Origin of the sequence: Hansschlegelia plantiphila, from assembly GCF_027922265.1 — a bacterium.
Classification (GTDB): Bacteria; Pseudomonadota; Alphaproteobacteria; order Rhizobiales; family Methylopilaceae; genus Methylopila; species Methylopila plantiphila.
The window spans coordinates 599,879-622,021 of record NZ_BSFI01000007.1 but is presented as its reverse complement, the minus strand read 5'-3'; the positions used below and the strand labels follow the sequence as shown (position 1 = coordinate 622,021).

General features: G+C 67.9%; 20 protein-coding genes. 1 reads left to right on the top strand and 19 read right to left on the bottom strand.

The annotated features are described in order from the left end of the window. Nucleotides 1–13: 13 nt before the first annotated feature. The 19 genes from PKE75_RS09325 to PKE75_RS09235 form a co-directional block, all read right to left on the bottom strand. A complete protein-coding gene (locus PKE75_RS09325; protein WP_271168435.1) occupies nucleotides 14–2,191 on the bottom strand; it encodes a TonB-dependent receptor in 2,178 nt (725 codons plus the stop codon). 112 nt (nucleotides 2,192–2,303) lie between these two features. After that, on the bottom strand, nucleotides 2,304–2,693 hold the full coding sequence (locus PKE75_RS09320; protein ID WP_271168434.1) for a hypothetical protein: 390 nt from the start codon (nucleotides 2,691–2,693) through the stop codon (nucleotides 2,304–2,306). 214 nt (nucleotides 2,694–2,907) lie between these two features. Beyond that, entirely contained in the window at nucleotides 2,908–3,264 is a 357-nt protein-coding gene (locus PKE75_RS09315; protein ID WP_271168433.1) for a hypothetical protein, read from the bottom strand. A 286-nt stretch (nucleotides 3,265–3,550) separates the two neighbouring features. Next, on the bottom strand, nucleotides 3,551–3,979 hold the full coding sequence (locus PKE75_RS09310; protein WP_271168432.1) for a hypothetical protein: 429 nt from the start codon (nucleotides 3,977–3,979) through the stop codon (nucleotides 3,551–3,553). A gap of 41 nt (nucleotides 3,980–4,020) precedes the next feature. After that, nucleotides 4,021–4,500 carry an Hsp20 family protein gene (locus PKE75_RS09305; RefSeq protein WP_271168431.1) on the bottom strand — a complete coding sequence of 160 codons (480 nt, stop codon included), beginning with the start codon at nucleotides 4,498–4,500 and terminating at the stop codon, nucleotides 4,021–4,023. 375 nt (nucleotides 4,501–4,875) lie between these two features. After that, nucleotides 4,876–6,699 (bottom strand): glutamine--fructose-6-phosphate transaminase (isomerizing), encoded by a 1,824-nt coding sequence (gene glmS, locus PKE75_RS09300; protein WP_271168430.1) that lies wholly within the window; start codon nucleotides 6,697–6,699, stop codon nucleotides 4,876–4,878. Nucleotides 6,700–6,833: 134 nt separating this feature from the next. Then, nucleotides 6,834–8,174, bottom strand: coding sequence for a glutamate--tRNA ligase (locus tag PKE75_RS09295; RefSeq protein ID WP_271168429.1), 1,341 nt, complete (start codon nucleotides 8,172–8,174; stop codon nucleotides 6,834–6,836). 175 nt (nucleotides 8,175–8,349) lie between these two features. Continuing rightward, on the bottom strand, nucleotides 8,350–8,940 hold the full coding sequence (locus PKE75_RS09290; RefSeq protein WP_271168428.1) for a hypothetical protein: 591 nt from the start codon (nucleotides 8,938–8,940) through the stop codon (nucleotides 8,350–8,352). A 123-nt stretch (nucleotides 8,941–9,063) separates the two neighbouring features. Beyond that, complete coding sequence (locus PKE75_RS09285) at nucleotides 9,064–10,449, bottom strand: class II 3-deoxy-7-phosphoheptulonate synthase (RefSeq protein ID WP_271168427.1); 1,386 nt, start codon at nucleotides 10,447–10,449, stop codon at nucleotides 9,064–9,066. A 116-nt stretch (nucleotides 10,450–10,565) separates the two neighbouring features. Next, on the bottom strand, nucleotides 10,566–11,999 hold the full coding sequence (locus PKE75_RS09280) for an MFS transporter (RefSeq protein WP_271168426.1): 1,434 nt from the start codon (nucleotides 11,997–11,999) through the stop codon (nucleotides 10,566–10,568). Between the two features lie 35 nt (nucleotides 12,000–12,034). Next, complete coding sequence (gene gor, locus PKE75_RS09275) at nucleotides 12,035–13,396, bottom strand: glutathione-disulfide reductase (RefSeq protein WP_271168425.1); 1,362 nt, start codon at nucleotides 13,394–13,396, stop codon at nucleotides 12,035–12,037. Between the two features lie 25 nt (nucleotides 13,397–13,421). Further along, entirely contained in the window at nucleotides 13,422–13,922 is a 501-nt protein-coding gene (locus tag PKE75_RS09270) for a DUF2059 domain-containing protein (RefSeq protein ID WP_271168424.1), read from the bottom strand. Next, a complete protein-coding gene (rpiA, locus tag PKE75_RS09265; RefSeq protein ID WP_271168423.1) occupies nucleotides 13,919–14,653 on the bottom strand; it encodes a ribose-5-phosphate isomerase RpiA in 735 nt (244 codons plus the stop codon). The genes PKE75_RS09270 and rpiA overlap by 4 nt, the downstream gene beginning before the upstream one ends. A gap of 14 nt (nucleotides 14,654–14,667) precedes the next feature. Then, nucleotides 14,668–16,122: an NAD-dependent succinate-semialdehyde dehydrogenase gene (locus tag PKE75_RS09260; RefSeq protein WP_271168422.1), complete on the bottom strand. Its 1,455-nt coding sequence runs from the start codon at nucleotides 16,120–16,122 to the stop codon at nucleotides 14,668–14,670. A gap of 79 nt (nucleotides 16,123–16,201) precedes the next feature. After that, nucleotides 16,202–16,387 carry a DUF2065 domain-containing protein gene (locus PKE75_RS09255; protein WP_271168421.1) on the bottom strand — a complete coding sequence of 62 codons (186 nt, stop codon included), beginning with the start codon at nucleotides 16,385–16,387 and terminating at the stop codon, nucleotides 16,202–16,204. After that, on the bottom strand, nucleotides 16,384–17,280 hold the full coding sequence (gene hflC / locus PKE75_RS09250) for a protease modulator HflC (RefSeq protein ID WP_271168420.1): 897 nt from the start codon (nucleotides 17,278–17,280) through the stop codon (nucleotides 16,384–16,386). Before hflC ends, PKE75_RS09255 begins: the two co-directional genes overlap by 4 nt. Then, nucleotides 17,277–18,524, bottom strand: a complete 1,248-nt coding sequence (gene hflK, locus PKE75_RS09245; RefSeq protein ID WP_271168419.1) for a protease modulator HflK — start codon at nucleotides 18,522–18,524, stop codon at nucleotides 17,277–17,279. Before hflK ends, hflC begins: the two co-directional genes overlap by 4 nt. A 164-nt stretch (nucleotides 18,525–18,688) precedes the next feature. Then, nucleotides 18,689–19,141, bottom strand: a complete 453-nt coding sequence (locus PKE75_RS09240; protein WP_428979123.1) for a dihydrofolate reductase — start codon at nucleotides 19,139–19,141, stop codon at nucleotides 18,689–18,691. Between the two features lie 62 nt (nucleotides 19,142–19,203). Next, nucleotides 19,204–19,575, bottom strand: coding sequence for a hypothetical protein (locus tag PKE75_RS09235; RefSeq protein WP_271168417.1), 372 nt, complete (start codon nucleotides 19,573–19,575; stop codon nucleotides 19,204–19,206). A gap of 276 nt (nucleotides 19,576–19,851) precedes the next feature. Here PKE75_RS09235 and PKE75_RS09230 point away from each other — a divergent pair, with 276 nt between their 5' ends. After that, on the top strand, nucleotides 19,852–22,140 hold the full coding sequence (locus tag PKE75_RS09230) for an FdhF/YdeP family oxidoreductase (RefSeq protein ID WP_271168416.1): 2,289 nt from the start codon (nucleotides 19,852–19,854) through the stop codon (nucleotides 22,138–22,140). The last annotated feature ends 3 nt before the right edge of the window (nucleotides 22,141–22,143 follow it).

Below are 22,143 nucleotides of genomic sequence, written 5' to 3'. Positions count from 1 at the left end.
CTTTCTCTCCCGCTCAGAACTTGACGCTGTACGTCAGATCGAAGCTGCGTGGCGCGCCCACATAGACCTGAGTGGAGCTGTAGCCCGACCACTCGGCATAGAACTTGTTGGTCAGGTTGCGGCCGCGCAGGGTGATCGTCCCGCCGGCCGGCACGTCGTATGCGATCGAGGCGTCGAGCAAGGTGCGGCCCTTCACGCGCTTCGTGTTGGCGTTGTCGGTGTAGAAGTCGCCGACGTGCCGCAGACCGGCGCCGAAGGTGAGCGGGACGCTTGCCAGGCGATAGGTCGTCCACAGATTGAAGGTCTGCGCCGGCACGTTGAGCGGACGATTGCCCTTGCGGCTCAGCCCGTTCTCGAGGAGTTCAACGAACTCGGCCTTCACGAAAGAAGCGTTGGCGCTCACGCGCCACTGCTCGGTGATCACGGCCGAGACGTCGAACTCGAGCCCGCGCGAGCGCTGCGTGCCGCCCTGCGCGGTCACCCCGCCGGCATCGGTCAGGATGATGTCTTTCTGCTCGATCTCGTAGACCGACGCCGTCGCGGTGAGGCGGCCGTCGAACAGCGAGGTCTTGACCCCGGCCTCGATCGAACGGCCCTTCGTGAGGTCGAGCTTTGAGCGGATTTCGTTGATCAGCAGCAGCGACGAGGCCGGGCTGATCGCCGTGGTGTACTGCCCGAACAGACTGATCCCCGGCGCGACGTCATAGACGGCGCCGAGCCGCCATGAGGTCGCGCTGTAGTCGTTTCCGAAGCGCGTGGTTGTTCCGGCGTTCAGATCGTTGATCGTCCGGTCGAGGTCGATCCAGTCGTGCCGCAGACCGCCGACGACGATCCACTCCGGCGTGATGTTGATCGCGTCCTCCACGAACAGCGAGGTGTTCTTGACCGTGCTGTCGAAGTTCTGGCCCTTGGAGCCCGACGTGTCGGAGAACGTCCCGCGCACGGGATTGAACGGATCCACCGAGTCCACGCTTCCGAAGCGACGCTTCGAGCCGAAGTCGGTCCAAAGATATTCGACCCCTGCCGAGAACCGGTTGCGGCGCCCGGCGACGTCGCCGTCGAAATCCGCGCTCGCGCGGTTCGACCAGGACTGGTGGTCGTGGCTGATGAAGGTCGAGGTGCGATCGAGCTTCTTGGTCGTGGCGTTGTAGGTGAAGTCCTCGGAGTTCGCCCAGGTGCGGTTGGCGTTGTAGACGCCGAAGGCGTTCCTCAGGGTCCAGGCGTCGGTGAGCTTGAACTCGGCGGTGGTCCGCGCCCAGAGCGCGTCGGATTTCATGACGCCGTCCGAGACGTTGTAGTTTTTCTTCCAGATCGATTTGTCCAGCACGAGGTCGCCGGCGGAGACCACGCCGGTCGGATTCCGCGCGTCTTCGCGCGCGATCAGCGGCGTCCCCTGATAGGGCGTGCCGTAATGGTCCTCGAAATAGTCGATCGCCGCCGAGATCTTCAGGCGGTCGGTCGGCTCGATCGTGAAGCCCGTGGTGACCTGCGCGTTGCGGCTGTCGGTGTCGTTCACATAGCCGTTGGAGCGCGAGAACAGCACGCTGGCGTTCGCCGCGGCGTTCGGAGAAATCGGCGCGTTGAACGAGGCGCCGGCCCGAACGCTGTCGAACGAGCCGTAACTGATCAGCCCGTCCGCCTTGGCGACCCCGATTTCAGGCTTGCGGGTCACGATGTTGATTGTGCCGGCGAGCGCCCCGCTGCCGCTCACCACGGAGGCCGGCCCCTTGAGGATCTCGATGCGGTCGAAGCTGTAGGAATCGTAGTTGCGGGAGGCGATCAGCGGATCGATCGCGCGGAAGCCGTCGATCGAATAACCGACCGCGCCGCGGGAGAAGCCGCGCATCGCCGTCACGCCCGGCTCGCCGGGCAGGTTCCCCGCGACCACGCCCGGGGCGGAGTTGTAGACCTCGATCAGGGAGCGCAGCCCCTCGGTCTGCATCTCATCCTGGGTGATCACGTCGATGGTCGCCGGGGTCTCCTTGACGGAGAGGCCAAGCCTGCTCGCAGCCTCGGTCTTGCGCTCGAGAGGGGAGATGGCGCCGGCGCCCTCCCCCTGCACGGTGATTTCCTCGAGAGCGACGGCGCCGGCGTCCTCGGCCTGCTGGGCGAATGCTGACGAGAGCGAGGCCGCGAGCGTCGCCGCGACGAGAATCGGGCCGCTCGCTGCGGTCCTGAGCATGGAGTTCATGGGCATAGGGTCTTCTTCGTTCGATCGGTCACGGGCGCAGCCGAACCCGGCGCGCCATTCGAAGGCGTGGCGGAACCGTCCGGAGCGCGCCTCTGGCGGTCCGGTCCGGCGATCAGACGAAGGCGGGAGGGTCTCGAGGTCGGGTGTCGTCCGGGGCCGGCGTCGGAGGCGGCGCCTCCGCGACATCCACGCCTGCCGGCGGAGACGGTTCGGCGATGTCGAGAGAGGCGACGAGCAACAAGGACGCCGGCTGAAGGCATGCGTGGCAGGACGCGCAGAAGACGCAGCTCCACGCCGGCCGGGGCCGCTCGCGGTGATCGCCGTCCTGCTCATCCGCTGTGACGACATCGCCCGAGCAGAGCACGCGCAGTTCACTGAGAAGGCTGGCGGCCCCTTCGTTTCCGACCGCGGGCGCGGCTCCCATGACGAGCGCATGGACGAGCATTGCGTAGGCCGCGACGAACACGAGCAGCGTTCGCCGAAGCCGCGCTCCGGCGCTCATCGCGACGCTTTCCCCGCGGGCGCCCATGGTCAGTTGGAGTTCGCGCGTGTGGCGGGGCCGGCCAGCCGCGCGATAGCGCGCGCCGGGCGGCGGAGGGATCGAGACATGGGAACGGCTCCACGCGGATCCGCACGCGCTCGGGCGCATATGCGGAGGATTCTACGGCTGGCGACTGTGGCGCCCCGTCATCCGCGCGGCGCGCGAGTGATGGGGGTCAAGCCAGCCGCGGAGGCGCGCGCGTGCTGCGTGGGCTTCGTTCAAGGACGGCGACCGATATCTCGGCCGCGCCTGCGGCGAGCATCGCCGGCTCGTCCGTTCGCCCAGGGGCTGCAAAGAGCGCCGTCGGAGGCGGCGCCATCCCACCGCCGGACATGACGCAACCGATGGAGCAGCAAGTCGGCAGGCCGGTATGTTTGATCGGCTGCGGAGCGCCTTCGATCGTCGCTCCGGAGGGGTGGCAGATCACCTGGGCGAAAAGCCCGCCGGACGCCTCGGCGCCTTCAGCGCCCTGGGCGCCGAGCGTCATGCCGGTCAGCATGGCCTGGACGACGAGCAGATAGGCGGCGAGCACCGCCCCCCAACTCCGCCGTCCGCTTCGCCGTGCCGCCACGATCCTGCCCCGCATTCGCCGCTGTTCAGCCGATAGCACGAGCGGAGAGCGGAAGGAAACACATCGCTCGCATGTATGTCGGGCGAAGGCGCAGCAGCCGCCCCTTTCCGGCAAAAGGCGACGGCCGCTTTCCCGCGGCCGCCGCCTGCGATTTAACGATCAGTTCCCGGCGAGCTCTTCGAGCCCGTCCAGCGTCAGGATCCATCCGCCGCCAGTCGCGATGGTCAGCCTGTCGTTCGCCTCGTCGTCACGCGGCGAGCAGCGTCTCACGCATGGCCGCCGCCGGTCTTGGCGGAGGATCGCCGCCGTCGTCGTCATCAGTCCAGCTTCTGTGGCGACGCCTCTTCTGCGTCCCCCAAAGGCGAAGCGGGCGACGGTTTCCTCCCCAAGGCCTCGGCCGAGGCGCAGGCGGCGCGGCGGGGTCGAGCGCCCTCAACGCCGCCAGGACGTCGTCGAGCCTGACGATCGCGCCGCTCTCGAGCTGACGCATCGCCGGCGCGCCCTCGACCGCGTGCAGGTCGGACGCCCAGGAGGCGAGCAGCTCCCGCTTCTGATCGACCGTCATGCCGCGTTGGGCGAGCACCTCTTCAGGATGGCAAAAGAGGTGAATGAAGCCGTCGCCCGACAAGCCGTCGGCGGCCCGGTCTTGAATGACGTTCCAGTTCTTGGTGCTCATCTCCAAGCTCCGCTGTTCTCGCGAGTGGGCAGCCTCGATGATCAGGCGGCTCTCGGGGGCGCGGCGATCTGCTTGGTTTCGTTCGGGCCAACGCCCGACCGAGCCGCCGCGATCGGAATTCTCCGCGGCTTCATCTCGTCGGGAATCTCTCGCTTGAGCTCCACCCGCAGCAGGCCGTTCTCAAGCTGGGCGTCGATCACCTCGATATGATCCGCCAACTCGAAGCGACGTTCGAAACTCCGGCTTGCGACGCCGCGGTGGAGGTACTCGGCGTCGACGGACTCCGACTTGGAGCCCGCAACGACCAGCAGGTTCTGCTGCTGGGTTATCGAGATGTCGTCAACGCCGAAACCCGCCGCCGCTATCTCGATGCGGTAACGGTCCTCGGCGGTCTTGGCGATGTCGTAAGGCGGCCAGTTGTTGGCCGGCGTCAGCCTGCCGGCGTTTTCCAGCAGGTTGGCCACCCGATCAAAGCCAACCGTCGAGCGATACAAAGGAGCAAAATCGATAAGAGTGCTCATAGCCACATCCTCCGGTAGAGCAACATGGGTACGAACGGCGTGGGCGAACCCGACGCCAGTCTGCGCTCGGTCCCTCTGGGCGACCGGCGCCCAAAAATTTGGAAATCCTCCCGCCCCGTTCAAGAGGCCGCCTACGAAAATTCGGGGCGGGGGATCGGGGTCGATCTGTCGTCCTTCCCATCGCCCATGGGGGCGAGAAGTCGATGAGTTCGGGCGGCCTTTCGCGCCGCCGGAAGGCCGCCGCCCGGCGGCTAGGTTCTCCTCGCCGCCGAGCCAAAGCGCGGCATCGGGAAGCTCTTGCTGTGAGGGGGCTCGGAAGTCCGGAAGGTCGACGCAAGACGCGCCTCGCGGCGTCTTCAACCGGCGTCCGAACACCTATTCCACGGTCACCGACTTCGCGAGGTTGCGCGGCTGGTCGACGTCGGTGCCCATGAAGACCGCTGTGTGATAGGCGAGCAGCTGGATCGGGATGGCGTAGATCAGCGGGCTGACGAAGGCGTAGGCGTTCGGCACCACCAGAGTGGCGTAGGTCTCGCCAGCGTGGGCCTCGCCCTCTTTATCGGTGATCAGGACAATCCTGCCCCCACGCGCCGCGACCTCCTGCATGTTGGAGGCGGTCTTCTCGAACAGCCCATCGAAGGGCGCGAGCACGACGACCGGGACGTTCTCGTCGACGAGCGCGATCGGGCCGTGCTTGAGCTCGCCCGCCGCGTAACCCTCGGCGTGGATGTAGGAGATTTCCTTCAGCTTCAGCGCGCCTTCGAGCGCGATCGGATAGCTGGTGCCCCGGCCGAGATAGAGCACGTCCTTCGCCTTCGCGATGCTCGGCGCGAGCTTCTCGATTTCAGGCTCGAGATGGAGCGCCTCGGCCATCAGGCGGGGGATTTCGATCAGCGAGGCGACGAGCTTCGCCTCGTCCTGCTCCGACAGGACCCTGCGGTCGCGTCCGGCCTTGATGGCGAGCGCCGCGAGCACCGCGAGCTGACAGGTGAACGCCTTGGTGGAGGCCACGCCGACCTCGACGCCGGCGGTCGTCGGGAACACGACGTCCGCCTCACGGGCGATGGTCGAGGTCGGCACATTGACGACCGCGCCGATCGTCATGCCCTGCGCCCGGCAGTGGCGCAGCGTCGCCAGCGTATCGGCCGTCTCGCCGGACTGCGAGATCATCAGCGCAAGCCCGCCGGGCGTCAGCGGCGGCTCGCGGTAGCGGAATTCGGAGGCGATATCGATGTCGACGGGAAGCCGCGCGAATTTCTCGAACCAGTAGCGTGCGACGAGGCCGGCGTAATAGGCGGTGCCGCAGGCCGAGATCGCGAGGCGGTCGAGGCCCGAGAAGTCGAAGTCGGCGCCGGCAGGCAGCCGAATGCGTCCGGCCGTCATGTCGATGAAGCGCACCAACGTGTGGCCGACGACCTCCGGCTGCTCGGCGATCTCCTTCGCCATGAAATGGCGGTGGGCGCCTTTGTCGACGATGACGGAGGCTACCGAGGAGCGGATCGCTGGCCGGGAGACCGGCGCTCCGCCCTCGTCGAAGATCTCGACGGTTTCGCGGGTCAGGACGACCCAGTCGCCGTCCTCGAGATAGGTGATCTCATCGGTGAAGGGGGCGAGCGCGACGGCGTCGGAGCCGAGATAGACCTCGCCGTCGCCGTGGCCGATCGCGAGCGGGCTGCCGCGGCGCGCGCCGATCAGCAGATCGTCATGTCCCTCGAACAGAAAGGCGAGCGCGAAGGCGCCGCGCAGCCGCTTCATCGTCTCGTGCACCGCGAGCTGCGGCGTAGCTCCGGCTGCGAGCGCGCTGGAGGCGAGATGGGCGACCACCTCCGTGTCGGTCTGGCTGGTGAAGACCGCGCCCTGCTCCGTCAGTTGCTCGCGGAGCTCGCGAAAGTTCTCGATGATGCCGTTGTGGACCACCGCGACGCGATCCGTCGCGTGCGGATGGGCGTTCGCCTCGGTCGGGGCGCCGTGGGTCGCCCAGCGGGTGTGGCCGATGCCGGTGCGGCCCGCGAGAGGGTCGGCGAGCAGCCTCGCCTCGAGGTTGCGGAGCTTGCCTTCGGCGCGGCGTCGCACGATGCGGCCGTCGTCGAGCGTGGCGATCCCTGCGGAGTCATAGCCGCGATATTCGAGCCGCTTCAGCCCGTCGACAAGCTGCGGCGCGACCGCCTCCCGCGCCAGAATTCCGACGATGCCGCACATACGCGTCTCGACTCCGAATATGGGTCCGTGGAGAGGCCTCTTAGCACAGACGCCTTATCGGGGACTGAAGGCCGGACGGTGGCCGGGAAAGTCGTCGCCCGTGTCCGGCTCAAGGCCGGGAACACGGGCGACGGTCACGTTGACCTATGAAGCCTCTCCAGCGCCCGGGCTCGGCCGATGAACGGCAGCAGGCGGGCGAGTTCGGGGCCGTGCGGCTCGCCGGTCAGCGCGAGCCGGAGCGGCGCGAACAGCCCGCGGCCCTTGCGGCCCGTGGCGGATGAAAGCGCGGAGGTCCACGTCTTCCACGTCCTCTCGTCCCACGGTTCGGACGGCAGCGACGCAGCGGCCTCCGCGAGAAGCGCGGCGTCTTCGTGGGCCGCGGGGACGGTCCCGAGCGGCGCCGTCGCGATCCGCCACCAGTCCGCGGCCTCGTCGAGCCTTGCGAGATTGCCGCGCACCGTCTCCCAGAACGCCGCGCCGCCCCCGACCCCGAGCGCCTCGAGCCGCGGAGCGACCGCGTGATAGGCGAGCCCGTGAACGGTCTTCGCCGACAGCGCCGAGAGCTCCTCCGGATCGACCCGCGCCGGCGAGCGCGAGAGCTTGCCGAGATCGATCAGGCCCGCGAGCTCCTCAAGATCCGCGACCGGCCGCACCGCCTCCGAAGATCCGATCAGCGTGGCGTAGGCGGCGACCGCCAGCGCCTCGACGCCCTGCTCCCGCAATGAGCCGAGCGACAGGCTGCCCTCACGCTTGGAAAGCCCGGCGCCATCGGCCGTCGTCAGCAGATTGTGGTGCGCGAAAGCGGGCGGCGGCGCGCCGAGCGCCGCGAACAGATCGAGCTGGACGGCGGTGTTGGTGACGTGGTCCTCGCCGCGCACGACGTCGGTCACGCCAAGGTCCGCGTCGTCGACCACGCTCGTGAAGACGTACAGGAAGCCGCCGTCGTCGCGGGCGACGATCGGGTCGGACAGGCTCGCGAGGTCGATCTCCTGCGGACCGCGCACGCCGTCCTTCCAGCCGATACGACCGTCGGACAGGCGGAAGCGCCAGTGCGGACGCCGCCCCTGGGCCTCCAGCGCCGCGCGACGCTCTTTGGTCAGCGTGAGCGCGCGCCGGTCATAGACGGGGGGCCGCCCGGAGGCCCGCGCAAGGCGCCGGCCGAGGTCGAGCTCCTCCTCGGTCTCATAGGCGGGATAGAGCCGGCCGGCCTCCCTCAGCCGCTCGAAGGCGGCGCTGTAAAGCGCCGCGCGCTCCGACTGGCGATATTCGGCGTCGACAGCGACGCCGAGCCAGGCGAGGTCATCGCGCACGGCCTCGGCGTACTCCTCTCGCACCCGCGCAACGTCGGTGTCGTCGAGCCGCAGGATCATCCGGCCGCCGCTCTTTCGCGCGAGCAGCGCGTTCAGCATCAGCGTGCGGGCGTTGCCGAGGTGCAGGAAGCCGGTCGGCGACGGCGCGAAGCGGAAAACGCTCACAGGTCGCCGCCCGGAACAGACGGCGCAGGCTGCGCAAGGCGCGGGTCGATGAAAGTTGAGCGATGCATAGGCTCGTCTATCGCCGCCGCCCTCGACCGGCAATGACGATCGAGAGCCGGAGACGAAGAAGCCCCGCTCTCGCGGGGCTTCCAAACTGCTTGCAGACCGAATGGGGTCAGCGCGGGGCGTCCGGCCCGTGATGCGGACCGCGCATTCCGGGACCGCCTGGGCCGAAACCGCCGCCCGGTCCGCGATGGAAATGGCCGCGCATCTCACGCTCGACCAGCTTCACCCGTTCGAGCTGCTCGGGCGTCAGCTTCTGGCGCAAGGCGGCGACGGCTTCCTTGAGCGCCTTCGCCTTCTCGCCGCGCGCGATCGCGCGGTCCGCCATCCGGTCGGCGAGATCGAACGCTTCGCGCGGCTTCGGCTGGCCGTCGGCGCCATCCTTCATCGGCTCGGGGCGCGCCGGGGGCGTGACGAGATCGACTGCGGCGGAGGTGAAGGCGCGCCAGGCGTCGAGCTGGTCGGCGCGGATGCCGATCAGGGTCTCCATCGCGGAGAGACGGGCGGCGAGTTTCATCGGGCCGCCCCGCCGATCGCCGCCAGGGCCGCGCCGGGGGCCGTCGGGGCCGCCCCAGCCTTGCGGACCGGAAGCGCCGCCGTGCTCCATCGGCGGAGGCGGAGGCTGGTCGCCGGCGATGGCGAAACCGGCGCCGGTCACACAGGTCGCCAGGAGCATCGAAGTCAGTATCAGGGGCTTTCGCATCGGTTCTCTCACGTCATGATCAGGTGAAACGCGGCCGCCGCCCACCGGCCGACGTTTCACCTGTCACGCGTGGCGATCGTCCCGCCCTGCGCCGAAGCCGGAACGGAAACCTTCAGATACCGATCACTCCGCCGCGACCACCTGCCGGGGACCACGGGCGACGCGCTCCTTCTTGAGCTCTTCTGCGACGAGGAAGGCGAGCTCGATCGCCTGCTCGGCGTTCAGCCGCGGGTCGCAATGCGTGTGATAGCGGTCGCGGAGATCGGAGTCGGAGATCGCCCTGGCGCCGCCGGTGCATTCGGTGACGTTGTTGCCCGTCATCTCGACATGGATGCCGCCGGCGTAGGTCCCCTCGGCGCGGTGCACCTCGAAGAAGGCGCGGGCCTCCTGCAGGATGCGGTCGAACGGCCGGGTCTTGTATCCCGACGCCGACTTGATGGTGTTGCCGTGCATCGGGTCGCAGGACCAGACGACCTTGCGGCCTTCCGCCTTCACCGCGCGGGTCAGGCCCGGCAGGTGGTCGAACACCCGGTCGGCGCCGAAGCGCGCGATCAGCGTCAGCCGGCCCGGCTCGTTGTCCGGGTCAAGCACGTCGATCAGGCGCATCAGTTCGTCGGGCTTCAGCGACGGCCCGCACTTCAGGCCGATCGGGTTCTTGACGCCGCGCGCGTACTCGACATGCGCGTGGTCGAGCTGGCGGGTGCGGTCGCCGATCCAGATCATGTGGCCCGAGGTCGCGTACCAGTCGCCGGTCGTAGAATCGACGCGGGTCAGCGCCTGCTCGAAGCCGAGCAGCAGCGCTTCGTGGCTGGTGAAGAAGTCGGTCGTACGAAGCTCCGGATGCGACTCCGGGTCGATGCCGCAGGCGCGCATGAAGTTGAGCGCGTCCGCGATCCGGTCGGCGACCTCGCGGTAGCGGCCGGACTGCGGGCTCTCCTTGACGAAACCGAGCATCCACTGATGCACGAAGTCGAGATTGGCGTAGCCGCCGCTCGCGAACGCCCTGAGCAGGTTCAGCGTCGCCGCCGACTGGCGGTAGGCCTCGAGCTGCCGCCGCGGGTCGGGAATGCGCGCGGCCGGCGTCGCCTCCGTGCCGTTGACGATGTCGCCGCGGTAGATCGGCAGCTCGACGCCGTCGATCACCTCGGTCGGCGACGAGCGGGGCTTCGCGAACTGACCGGCGATACGGCCGACCTTCACCACCGGCGAGGCCGCAGCGTAAGTCAGCACCACCGCCATCTGGAGCAGCACGCGGAAGAAATCGCGGATGTTGTCGGCCGAATGCTCGGCGAAGCTCTCGGCGCAGTCGCCGCCCTGCAGCAGGAACGCCTCGCCCATCGCGACCTTGGCGAGCTGGCGCTTCAGCTTGCGCGCCTCGCCGGCGAAGACGAGCGGCGGAAACGTGGCGAGCTGGGCCTCGGCCGCGGCGAGCGCGCCCAGGTCCGGATAGACCGGCGACTGCTCGATCGGCAGGTCACGCCAGCTGGATGGGCTCCAACGCTCCGACATCTCTCGCTCCATTCGCGTCCACGAGCGGCGATTGCGGCGACAGCTATGCGTCGCCCGGCCGTCGCCGGCCGCTCGTGCGCGGGTCTTCTATCACCGCAAGATATAGGCCGCCACCGTCAGGATTCAGCGGAGACCGGCTCCGGACCGTCGCGCAGCGGCCGCGCAGGCATGCCCGCGAACAGGACGAAGGCGCCGCCGGTGGCTGCAAGCGCCGCGAGGAAGGCGAGCCGGAAGCTCGAAGGATCGATCGCCGCGCCGCCCTTGCCGGCGCCCAGCACGATGGCGCCGAGGATCGCCACTCCGAACGCCGCGCCGAGCGAGCGCATGAAGGCGAGCAGCCCGGTGGCCGCGCCAAGGTCATACCGCGCCACGGCGTTCTGCACGCTGACGGTCGCCGTCGGAAAGATCGGGCCGAGGCCGAGGCCGTAGAGGAACAGAAGGAATCCCGTAAGCGGCAAAAACGGCGCGGTCACGGTCGCCGCGAGGCCGCCAAGCGCGAGACACGCCAAGGCGAGGCCGCCGATCGCAGGCAGCAGGTAGCGCCCGAGCTTTGGAATGGCGCGGCCCACGACCAACGCCCCGACGACGCTTCCAGCCGCCATCACGATCAGGCCGAGCGCCGCCGCGTCGGGGCCGAGGCCGCTCTGGAGCTGGAGAAAAATCGGCACGATCGTCGTCAGCCCGACGAAGCCGCCCATCCCCAGCGAGACCGCGAGCGTCCCGCGCAGAACGACCGGATCGCGCAGCACCTGCATCGGAATAAGCGGCGCATCGAATGCGTTGAGACGCCATACGAAAAGCACGATCGCGACGACCGCCACAAGAGCAAGGCCAAGCACGGTCGGCGACCCCCAATGGCCGCTCATGCGCCCGAGCGACAGAGCGAGCATCGCGAGCGACGTGCCGATGACCACCAGCCCCGCGCCCAGCGCGTCGAGCCGGTGGTGACGCGGGACGAAGGGCAGATCCTTGAGCGGCCCGTACATCATCGCAAGCGCAGCGGCGCCGAGCGGCACGTTGATCCAGAACACCAGCGACCAATGCAGATGCTCGGCGAACACGCCGCCGACCACGGGACCCGCGACGCTCGCCGCCGCCCAGACGGCGGATATCTGCGCGGCGTAGCGCCCGCGCTGTTTCGGCGGCACCAGGTCGCCCATCACGGTCTGCGCCAGCGCGATCAGTCCGCCGCCGCCCAGTCCCTGCAGCGCCCGCGCGCCGATCAGCGTCCAGAGGTTGGGAGCCAGCGCGCAGAGCACGGAAGCTGCAATGAAGATCGACACCGAGACGAAGATCACGCTCCGCCGCCCGTGGATGTCGGCGAGCTTACCGTAGAGCGGCGTCACAGCCGTCGCAGTGATGAGGTAGGCGGAGATCACCCAGGGCAGATGCTCGAAATGGCCGAGGCTGCGCCCGATCGTGGTCATCGCTGGCGCCACGATCGTCTGGTCGAGGGCGGCGAGCAGCATGGCCGTCAGCACGCCGACGATGATCTGCCGCTTGCGCGCCTCGTCGAGCGCAGGCGCCATCTGGGTCACGGGACCGCCCATTACCGAAGCCGCGACGTCAGAACCGGCCGTCGACCTCAACCCGTCCATTTCGTCCTGAGCGTCACGATCTCCTCCGCAACGGTCGGATGCAGCGCGACGGTCTGGTCGAAGTCGGCCTTGGTCGCGCCCATCTTCACCGCGATCGCAGCCATCTGGACCATCTCGGCCGCGTCCTCGCCGACGATGTGGACGCCGAGGACTTTCTGGCTGTCGCCATCGACCACCAGCTTCATCATCGTCCGCTCCTGACGGCCGGAGAGGGTCGCCTTCATGGGACGGAAGCGGGTCTTGTAGATGTCGACCGCTCCGCCCGTCTCGCGCGCCTGCTCCTCGGTGAGGCCGACGGTGGCGGCCTCAGGCGTCGTGAAGACCGCGGTCGGCACGTTCGCGTAGTCGATCCGGGCGGACTGGCCCCCGAACATTCTGTCGGCGAAGGCGTGACCCTCCCGGATCGCGATCGGGGTCAGATTCATCCGGTTGGTGACGTCGCCGATCGCGTAGATCGAGGGCGCGCTGGTCTGCGAGACCTCGTCGACGACGACCGCCCCGTGGTGATCGCATTCGACGCCAGCGGCCTCGAGCCCCAGCCCGTGGGTCAGAGGCCGCCGGCCGATTGCGAACAGCACCTCGTCCGCCTCGATCGTCTCGCCGCAATGGGTGCGCACGACCTTGCCCCCCTGCCCGCGTTCGATCCCGACGACGTGGTCGCTCATGACGAACTTCACGCCGCGATGCGCGAGGCCCGTCTGCACGTCGTCGCGCACGTCCTCATCGAAGCCGCGCAGGATTTTGTGGCCGCGGTGGATCAGCGTCGTCTCGGCGCCGAGACCTGCGAAGATCGAGGCGAACTCGAGCGCGATGTATCCGCCGCCCTGCACGATGACCCGCTTCGGCAGTTCGGGAAGATCGAGCGCTTCGTTGGAGGAGATCGCGAACTCGCCGCCGGGAAAGTCGATCGACGCCGGAGCGCCGCCGGTCGCGATCAGGATCAGCTCCGCAGTAATCTTCGCTCCGTCGGCGAGACGGACGGTATGCGGATCCTCGATCACCGCCCGCTGATGGTGGACCGTGACGCCGGCCCTCGCGACATTCTCCTCATAAAAGCCGGAGATGCGCGTGATGTCGGCGTTTTTGGCCGCGATCAGGTCCGCCCACGAAAAAGTGGGCTTCTCCGGAATGCTCCAACCGAAGCCCGCGGAGTCCTCGAACGCGTCGGGGAAGCGGCTGGCGTAGACCAGCAGCTTCTTCGGGACGCAGCCGCGGATCACACAGGTGCCGCCGAAACGGAACTCCTCTGCGATCGCGACCCGCGCGCCGTGCTGGGCGGAGATCCGAGCCGCCCGCACGCCGCCGGAGCCGCCGCCGATGACGAAAAGGTCGAGGTCGTACTGGCTCAAGTCGGTTCCGCCATGCTAGCCACGATCAGATGTCGTGGCCCTTCTTCTTCATTTCGGCGCGCAGCCGGCTGATCACATCCTGGCTCATCTGCTGACTCCAGGCGTTGGTCTTGTCGTAGCTCGCCTGAAGGATGCTCGGCATCGCCTTCACCAGCTTCGCGCCGACCGGCGATTGGTAGAACGTCCTGATCTGCGCCAGCTCGTCCGCCGAGAACTTGTCGGCGTAGATGGCGGCGATCTGGTTCATCAGCTCGTCGCGACGCTTCTGAAATTCGGGCGTCAGGATCTTGATGCAATCGTCGAGATCCTTCGACAAGGCTGGATCCGTGCGCAGAAAGGTGCGCTTCGCCTCGTCCAGGAAGATCGGCACGATGTCGTTCATGCTGTTGGCGACGCCCGAGTCGTCGACGACCTCCCGGGCCGCCTTGAGCTGGGCTTCCGCCGGAGCCTGGGCGAAGGCGGGCGTCGCAGCGAGCGTCAGGACGGCCACCGCGGCGAGGCGGCGCAGGCTGGTTGTCGGCGTCATGCGGTCTTCCTCGAGGCTTCGGCGAAGGCTTGGCCTTCGGGCTCCAGCGTGACGACGCCGTCATGGCCGGCGATGATTGCGATGTCGGCCATGCCGATGAAGAGGCCGTGCTCGACGACGCCGGGAATGGCGACGAGCGACGCGGCGAGCCGCCCCGGATCGTCGATGCGATGGAAATGGCCGTCGAGGATGACATGTCCGCTGTCGGTGACGACCGGGCAGCCGTCCTCGGCGCGGCGCAGAACGACATCCCCGGTCAGACCAAGGCGGCCGATCAGTTCGCGGATCGCGCGCAGCGTCGGCTCCTTGCCGAACGGCACCACCTCGATCGGCAGCGGGAACGCGCCAAGCGTCTCGACCCGCTTGCTGGCGTCCGCGATCACGATCATCCGCTTGCTCGCGAACGCCACGATCTTCTCACGCAGCAACGCGCCGCCGCCGCCCTTGATCAGCCGAAGCTGCGGATCGATCTCGTCGGCGCCGTCGATTGTGATGTCGAGGGCCGGATCGTCCTTCAGCGTCGTCAGCGGGATGTTGTGACGCTCCGCGATCTCGCGGGTCGCCTCAGACGTCGGGACCCCGACCACGTCGAGTCCCGCCGCGACCTTCTCGCCCAGAAGTTCGAGGAATATCGACGCCGTGCTGCCGGTGCCGAGACCGAGCTTCATGCCCGGCTTGACATGCGCGAGCGCCGCTTCCGCGGCGACGCGTTTGAAATCTTCGGTGGTCAAGACGTCCCGTCCTTTCAGCCGGCGAGACCGGCGACGAGCAGATATTTGATGTCGACGAATTCGTCGACGCCGCGCTGCGAACCTTCGCGGCCGTGACCGCTTTCCTTGACGCCGCCAAACGGCGCCAGTTCGGTCGAAATCAGACCTGAGTTGATGCCGACCATGCCGTATTCAAGTGCTTCGGCGACACGGAATATCCGACCCACGTCCCGCGCATAGAAGTATGCCGCAAGACCGAACTCCGTGTCGTTCGCGTATCCGACCACTTCATCTTCGGTGTCGAAACGAAAGATCGGCGCCACGGGGCCGAAGGTTTCTTCGCGTGCGACCGCCATGTCCTGCGTCACGCCGGAGATAACGGTCGGCTCGAAGAAACCGCCGCCGAGAGCGTGGCGCTTGCCGCCAAGAAGAACCTGCGCGCCCTTCGAGGTCGCGTCGGCGACGTGCCGCTCGACCTTCTCGATCGCGTCCATCGCGATCAGCGGGCCCTGGGTGACGCCCTCTTCCGTCCCTCTGCCGACCTTGAGAAGGCCGACGGCCGTCACGAGCTTCTCGACGAAGGCGTCGTGGACGCCGGACTGGACATAGATGCGGTTCGCGCAGACGCAGGTCTGGCCCATGTTGCGATATTTCGAGACCATCGCGCCTTCGACGGCCGCGTCGAGGTCTGCGTCGTCGAAAACGATGAAGGGGGCGTTGCCGCCAAGTTCGAGCGCGACGCGCTTCACGCCCGAGGCGCACTGGCGCATCAGCAGCTTGCCGATCTCGGTGGAGCCCGTGAACGACACGATCCGCACCGCCGGATGCGAGGTGAACACCTCGCCGATCGCCTGCGCGTCCTCGCCGGTCACGACGTTGAACACGCCGTCCGGCAGTCCGGCTTCGGCCGCAAGCCGCGCCAGCGCAAGAGCGGTCAGCGGCGTCTCCATCGCGGGCTTGACCACAAAGGTGCAGCCGGCGGCGAGCGCAGGGGCGCATTTGCGTGTGATCATCGCGGCGGGGAAGTTCCACGGCGTGATCGCGGCGACGACGCCCGCCGGCTGGCGAAGCACCATGATGCGAGCGTCGGCGCGGTGCGAGGGCAGCGTGTCGCCGGAAATGCGCTTGGCTTCTTCCGCATAGAACTCGACGAAGGACGCGGCGTAGTCGATCTCGCCCTTGGCCTCGGCCAGGGGCTTGCCCTGCTCGCGGGTCATGATGAGCGCGAGTTCGTCCTTGTTCGCGATGATCAGGTCGAACCAGCGTCGCAGGACGGTCGAGCGCTCCTTCGCGGTCCTCGCGGCCCACGGCTTGAACGCCCGATGGGCGGCCTCGACCGCGCGGACGGCCTCCGCCGCGCCGAGGTCGGGAACCCGGCCGACGAGTTCGCCCGTCGCCGGGTCCGTGACGTCGACCGTCGGCTCGCCGACGAATGCGCCGTCGATATAGGCCTGGAGAAGAAGCAGCGAAGGAGTGGACGGGCCGTCCATGATCAAACCAATCGTCGGATGAGGTTGAGGCCGGCGGTTTAGCACGGCCGGGGCGGGCCCGGCCAGACCTCGCCGGCGGTCAGCCGCGAACCGCCCACACGATCAGGACGCCGACGATCGCCGAAACGATACCGACGACGCGAAGGGTCTGGTCCGGCGTTCCGACGATGTTCGCGCTCGCCTTCTTCGCGCCGGCGGGGAACCCTGCGAACAACAAGCCCTCGATCGCGAGCACGAGACCGAGGGCTGCGAAGAAGTCCGTCATCTAGCGGGCGTGGGGCCCGCCGCCGGCAGGCCGCCCGGCTGCTCGAAGAACCGGAAGAACGGGCTGTCCGGAGCGAGAACCAGCCGCGTGCCGGCCTTCATCGACTGCTCATAAGCCTGCATTGACCGGTAGAAGGAGAAGAACTCCTGATCGGAGCCGAAGGCGTCGGCGAGGATCCGGGTCTTCTCGGCCTCGCCCTGGCCGCGGATGGTCTCGGCGTCGCGATTCGCGTTGGCGATGATCACCTGGGCGTCACGGTCGGCGCGGGCGCGGATGCCTTGCGCCTGCTCCGCGCCGCGGGCGCGGATCTGCGCCGCCTCCTGCGCGCGCTCGGACTGCATACGCTCGAACACCGCCTTGGAGTTCTGGTCCGGCAGATCGGCGCGACGGATGCGGACGTCGACGATCTGGATGCCGAAGCGGTCGGCCTCGCGGTTCGCCTGGTCGCGGATGCGGGCCATGATCACGTCGCGGCGGTCGCGGACGATCTGCTCGAAGCTGTTGGAGCGGATCGCCTCCAGCAGCGCGTCGGTCAGCACGTTGGTGAGCCGGGCGTTCGCCTGCTCGACCGTGCCCACAGCCTGCCGGAACCGCAGCGGGTTGATGATCCGGTAGCGCGAAAACGCGTCGACGACGAGGCGCTGGTTGTCGTTCGCGGTCGCCTCGCGCTCGGGCATGTCGAGGTCGAGGATGCGCTTGTCGATGCGCGTGACGCTCTCGATGAACGGAACCTTCACGTGCAGGCCGGGCGCGGTGACGGTGTCGACCGGCTGGCCGAGGCGGAGCACGATGACCTGCTCGGTCTGGTGCACGACGTAGAGAGCGCTGTAAGCCGCGAACAGCGCCAGCACGGCGAGAGCTGCGACGAAGCCGCCGAAGATGCTGCGGTTCACTGTGCGGCTCCCGTCTGGTTCTGGCGCGGAGCGCGGCTGCCGGCGCCTTGCACCTGATCGAGGGGAAGGAACGGCACGACGCCCTGGCCGCCCGCCTTGGGATCGATGATGACCTTGTCGACCGCCCCCATCACCCGCTCCATCGTCTCGATGAACAGGCGCTCGCGGGTGATCTGCGGCGCGATCTTGTAGGCGGCGACCACCTGACTGAAGCGCGAGGCCTGGCCCTGGGCGTCGGCGACGGTGGAGGCCTTGTAACCCTCGGCCGCCTGGGCGGTCTGGGTCGCCTTGCCGCGCGCTTCCGGGACGACGCGGTTGGCGTAGGACTGCGCCTCGTTCGTCAGACGGATGCGATCGGCCTGGGCCACCTGAACTTCACGGAACGCGCTGATGACTTCGCCGGGAGGCGCGATCTTCTGGAGCTGGACCGAAGATATGTCGACCCCCGACTGGTAGCTGTCGAGCGTCTTCTGCATCAGGTCGCGCACCGCGGCGGCCGTCACTTCGGGGTTCTGCGTCTCGGCTTTCGGCAACACGGGCTCGACGGGCGGCGCGCCCGGCGTCGTCGGCTGCGCGTCGGCGTCCGGCGTGCCCTCCGTGAGAATCTGCTGGAGCTTCGAGCGGCCGACGACCTCGCGCATCGCGCTCTCCGCGACGGCCTTGATCGTCCCCTCGGGATCTTCGAGGTTGAAGAGATAGTTCGCGGCGCCGCTCGGCCTGCCGGTCGCGCCGTCGGCGGGCTTGATGACCCAGACGACGGAGAAGTTGACGTCGACGATGTTGCCGTCGCCCGTCAGCATCAGGCTTTCCTGAGGCACTTCGCGGGACGTCACGGCGCGGGCGCCGCCCGCGCTTGAGCGCATGCCGACTTCGATCGAGTTCTGCGTGGTGACCTTGGGGGTCAGGACCGACTCGATCGGATAGGGCAGATGATAGTTGAGGCCCGACTGCGTGGTCCGGACGTACTCGCCGAAACGAAGCACGATGCCTTCCTCGTCGGCCTCGACCCGGTAGAACCCCGAGATCGCCCAGCCGATCAGGGCGACGACCACCAGCACGAGGATGCCCTTGTTGCCTGAGCCGCCGCCGGGCAGCATGCCGCGGAAGCGTTCCTGGGCCCTGCGCAGCAGATCTTCGAGGTCAGGCGGGGTGGGACCCTGCTGCTGGGGACCTTGTCCCCACGGGCCGCCCTGATTGCCGCGCCACGGACCGCCGCCGCCGCCACTCTGGTTGCTCCAGGGCATCAATGCTCCTCGCCGGTCGGCGTCCGAAGGCCCGGGCGGGCCGCTGCATGTCGGGCGCCGCCTGATATAGATACGACGCTCCCGCCTTCAAAGCGGGCGTCTGGCAGTGAGGCGCCGGGACCCCAGCGTCAACAGCGAAACCCGCCTGCGCCGATCACGTCCTGTTATGAGCGTCGAATTCGCACGAGATCGCGGAAGGTGAAGGCGTAATCGTCCCGGACGCCGGCTTCGTGACGCTCGCGGGAGGTCTCCTTCCACTGCGTCGGGTCGTAATCAGGAAACAGCACGTCTCCGTCGGGCTCCGCGTCGATGTCGGTGAGGTGCATGCGGGTCGCGATCGGCAAAGTGAGCCTGTAGATCTCGCCGCCGCCTACGCTGATGATCTCGCTTGCGTCCATCTCCTCGGCCAGCGCCTCGGCGAGACCGAGCGCGTCGGCGAGTTCATGGGCGACATGGACGCCCTCCTCCCGGAAGGCCTTGTCGCGGGTGAGCACGATCGTCTCGCGTCCCGGCAGCGGCCGACCGATCGCCGCATGGCTGCGGCGACCGACGATCAGCGGCTTGCCCCAGGTCAGCGCCTTGAAGCGCTTGAGGTCGCTCGAAAGGCGCCAGGGCATTCCATTGTCGCGGCCGATGACGCGATTCTTTGCAACGGCCGCGACGATAGCGATCGGAGCCCTCACTCGATGACCCGTCCGCGGAGGCAGAGCGGATTCCACAGCTTCTGGACCGTCGCGGTCTCGGCGGAGCTCAGCGTCTCGATCGCGGCGTCTCCCGAATTGTAGCGGTAGACGAAACGCACGAGGCTCGGCTTATCGCGGCCGATGTAGATCGTGGCCTGGCCGCAGACCGCCTCTTCGGCGCCGTTGCTGCGTCGCCTGAAATTCTCGAACCCGAAGCGCGCCGGCTGGCCGGCGTAAGCCGACTTGAGCTTCGCCCGAAGCGCCTGCTCGGTCTGGGTGAACACGGCCCCAGTGCTCTCGGCGTGCGCCACGCCTGCGCCCGCCGCCGCCAAGGCGACCGACAGGGCCGCCGCAATCCTGAACGTCATAGTCATCCGTCCTCGTCCCCGCTGCGCCTGTGCGCAGACACCGCCCGAAACCCGTCGAGTCGCGCGAGCGCGCTCATTTCACGCGATACACCGTCCAGCGCTCGATCGCTACGGCTCGGAGCTCTCACCAACTCCACCTTCCTGTGGGCGGCGGTCCCGAAAGGCCGGCGCGCGGCGGAACGCCGCCCTGGCGCGGGTGGCGGACCGGGAACGTGCGCGGCCCCGTGACGTTCCGGCGTTGACGAGATCGTGCAGATCGAACTCAGGAGCCCCGAGATGTCGGAGCCGAAGATCACGGACTATGAAGCGCCCGCCGGCGGGTGGGGCTCCGCCGGGTCCCTTGTCGAGATCCTGACGCGCGAGAAGCTCGCGGTCTCCGGCCCTGGGATACTCGCCAAGCAGAACAAGCCGGACGGCTTCATGTGCGTGTCCTGCGCCTGGGCCAAGCCTGCCGAGCCCCGCATGTTCGAATATTGCGAGAACGGCGCGAAGGCGACCGCCTGGGAGCAGACCCGACATCGCGTCGGCCCGGACTTCTTCGCCGAACATTCGGTCGCAGAGCTTCTCGGCTGGAGCGACTACGCGCTCGAGGAGAAGGGGCGCCTCACCGAGCCCCTGAAATACGACGCGCAGACCGACCGGTACGTCCCGATCTCGTGGCGCGACGCCATCGCCGAGATCGGCGCCGAACTGAAGACCTTCGATCCGAAATCCGTCGTCTTCTACGCCTCGGGCCGGGCCTCGCTCGAGACCTCTTACATGTATGCGCTGTTCGTCCGGATGTACGGCTCCAACAACCTGCCCGACAGTTCGAACATGTGTCACGAGCCGACGTCGGTAGCCCTGCCGCAGTCCATCGGCGTGCCGGTGGGCACCACCTCGCTGGACGATTTCGAGGCGACGGACCTCATCATGTTCTTCGGTCAGAACGTCGGCTCGAATTCACCCCGGATGCTGCATCAGTTGCAGGACGCGCGGAAGCGCGGCGCGCCGATCATCACCTTCAATCCGTTGCGCGAACGCGGGCTGGAGCGCTTCACCAATCCGCAGAATCCGGTGGAAATGGCGACGGGCGCCTCCACCGAGATTTCGACGCAGTATCACCAGGTCAAAGCGGGCGGCGACCTCGCGGCGCTGACGGGCATATGCAAGGCGCTGCTCGCCGCGGACAAGCAGGCCGCGACGGCGGGTCTCCCCAGCATCCTCGATCTCGACTTCATCGAGACCCACACGCACGGCTTCCGGGACTTCGTGACGTTCTGCGACAAGCAGGACTGGGCCGCGCTGGAAAAGCGCTCCGGCCTGAAGCGCGAGGCGCTGGAGGCGGCGGCCGCCGTCTACGCCCGCTCCAGCGCCGTGATGGCGATCTACGGCATGGGACTGACCCAGCACCGCAAGGGCGTGCAGAGCATCCAGATGCTGGTGAACCTGCTGCTGCTGCGCGGCAACATCGGCAAACCCGGCGCCGGCATCTGTCCCGTGCGGGGGCATTCCAACGTCCAGGGCCAGCGCACGGTCGGCATCTCCGAAAAGCCGGAGCTGGTGCCGCTCGACGTGATCGCGAGGCAGTACGGTTTCGAGCCCCCACGCAGGAAGGGCCTGAACACGGTCGAGGCCTGCGAAGGCGTTCTCTCGGGCGAGGTGGAGGCCTTCATCGGCCTCGGCGGCAATTTCGTCCGTGCGATCCCCGACACCAAGCGGATGGAGGAGGCCTGGGGCGGGCTGAAGCTCACCGTCCAGATCTCGACCAAGCTGAACCGCTCCCATCTCATCCGCGGCGAGAAGGCCTACATCCTGCCCTGCCTCGGCCGGATCGAGATCGACCAGCAGGCGACTGGACCGCAGGCGGTGTCGATGGAGGATTCGACTTCCTGCTTCCACGGCTCGCGCGGGGTGGTGCGGCCCGTGTCGGATCAGGTCAGGTCGGAGCCCTGGATCGTCGCGGCGCTCGCCAAGGCGACGCTGGCGCCGAACCCGAAGATCAACTGGGACGCCTGGGTGGAGGACTACGCGACCGTACGGGAGGCGATCGCCGAGACCTATCCGGACAAGTTCAAGGATTACAACGAGAAGCTGTTCCAGCCCGGCGGCATCCGCAAGCCCCTGCCCGCCCGCGAACGGAAGTGGGAGACAAAGACGGGCAAGGCCAACTTCATCGCGCCTGACGGACTTGAGCCGGACCCCGACGTCGCGACCGACCGCCACGACGTGCTCGACCTCATGACGCTGCGGTCGAACGACCAGTTCAACACCACGATCTACGGCTACAACGACCGCTTCCGTGGGGTGAAGAACACCCGCGAGATCCTGTTCATGAACGCCAACGACATCGAGCGGCTGGGGCTGAAGGACGCCGACAACGTCGACGTCGCGACCTTCTGCGACGACGGCTTCATCCGCGAGGTCAAGGGATTGCGCGTCGTCTCCTACAACATACCGGAGGGCAACTGCGCCGGGTATTATCCCGAGCTCAACGTGCTGATCCCGCTGTGGCACCACGAAGAGCAGGCCAAGACCCCGGCGGCGAAATCGATCCCGGTGCGGGTGACGCCGTCGGCGCGGTGACAG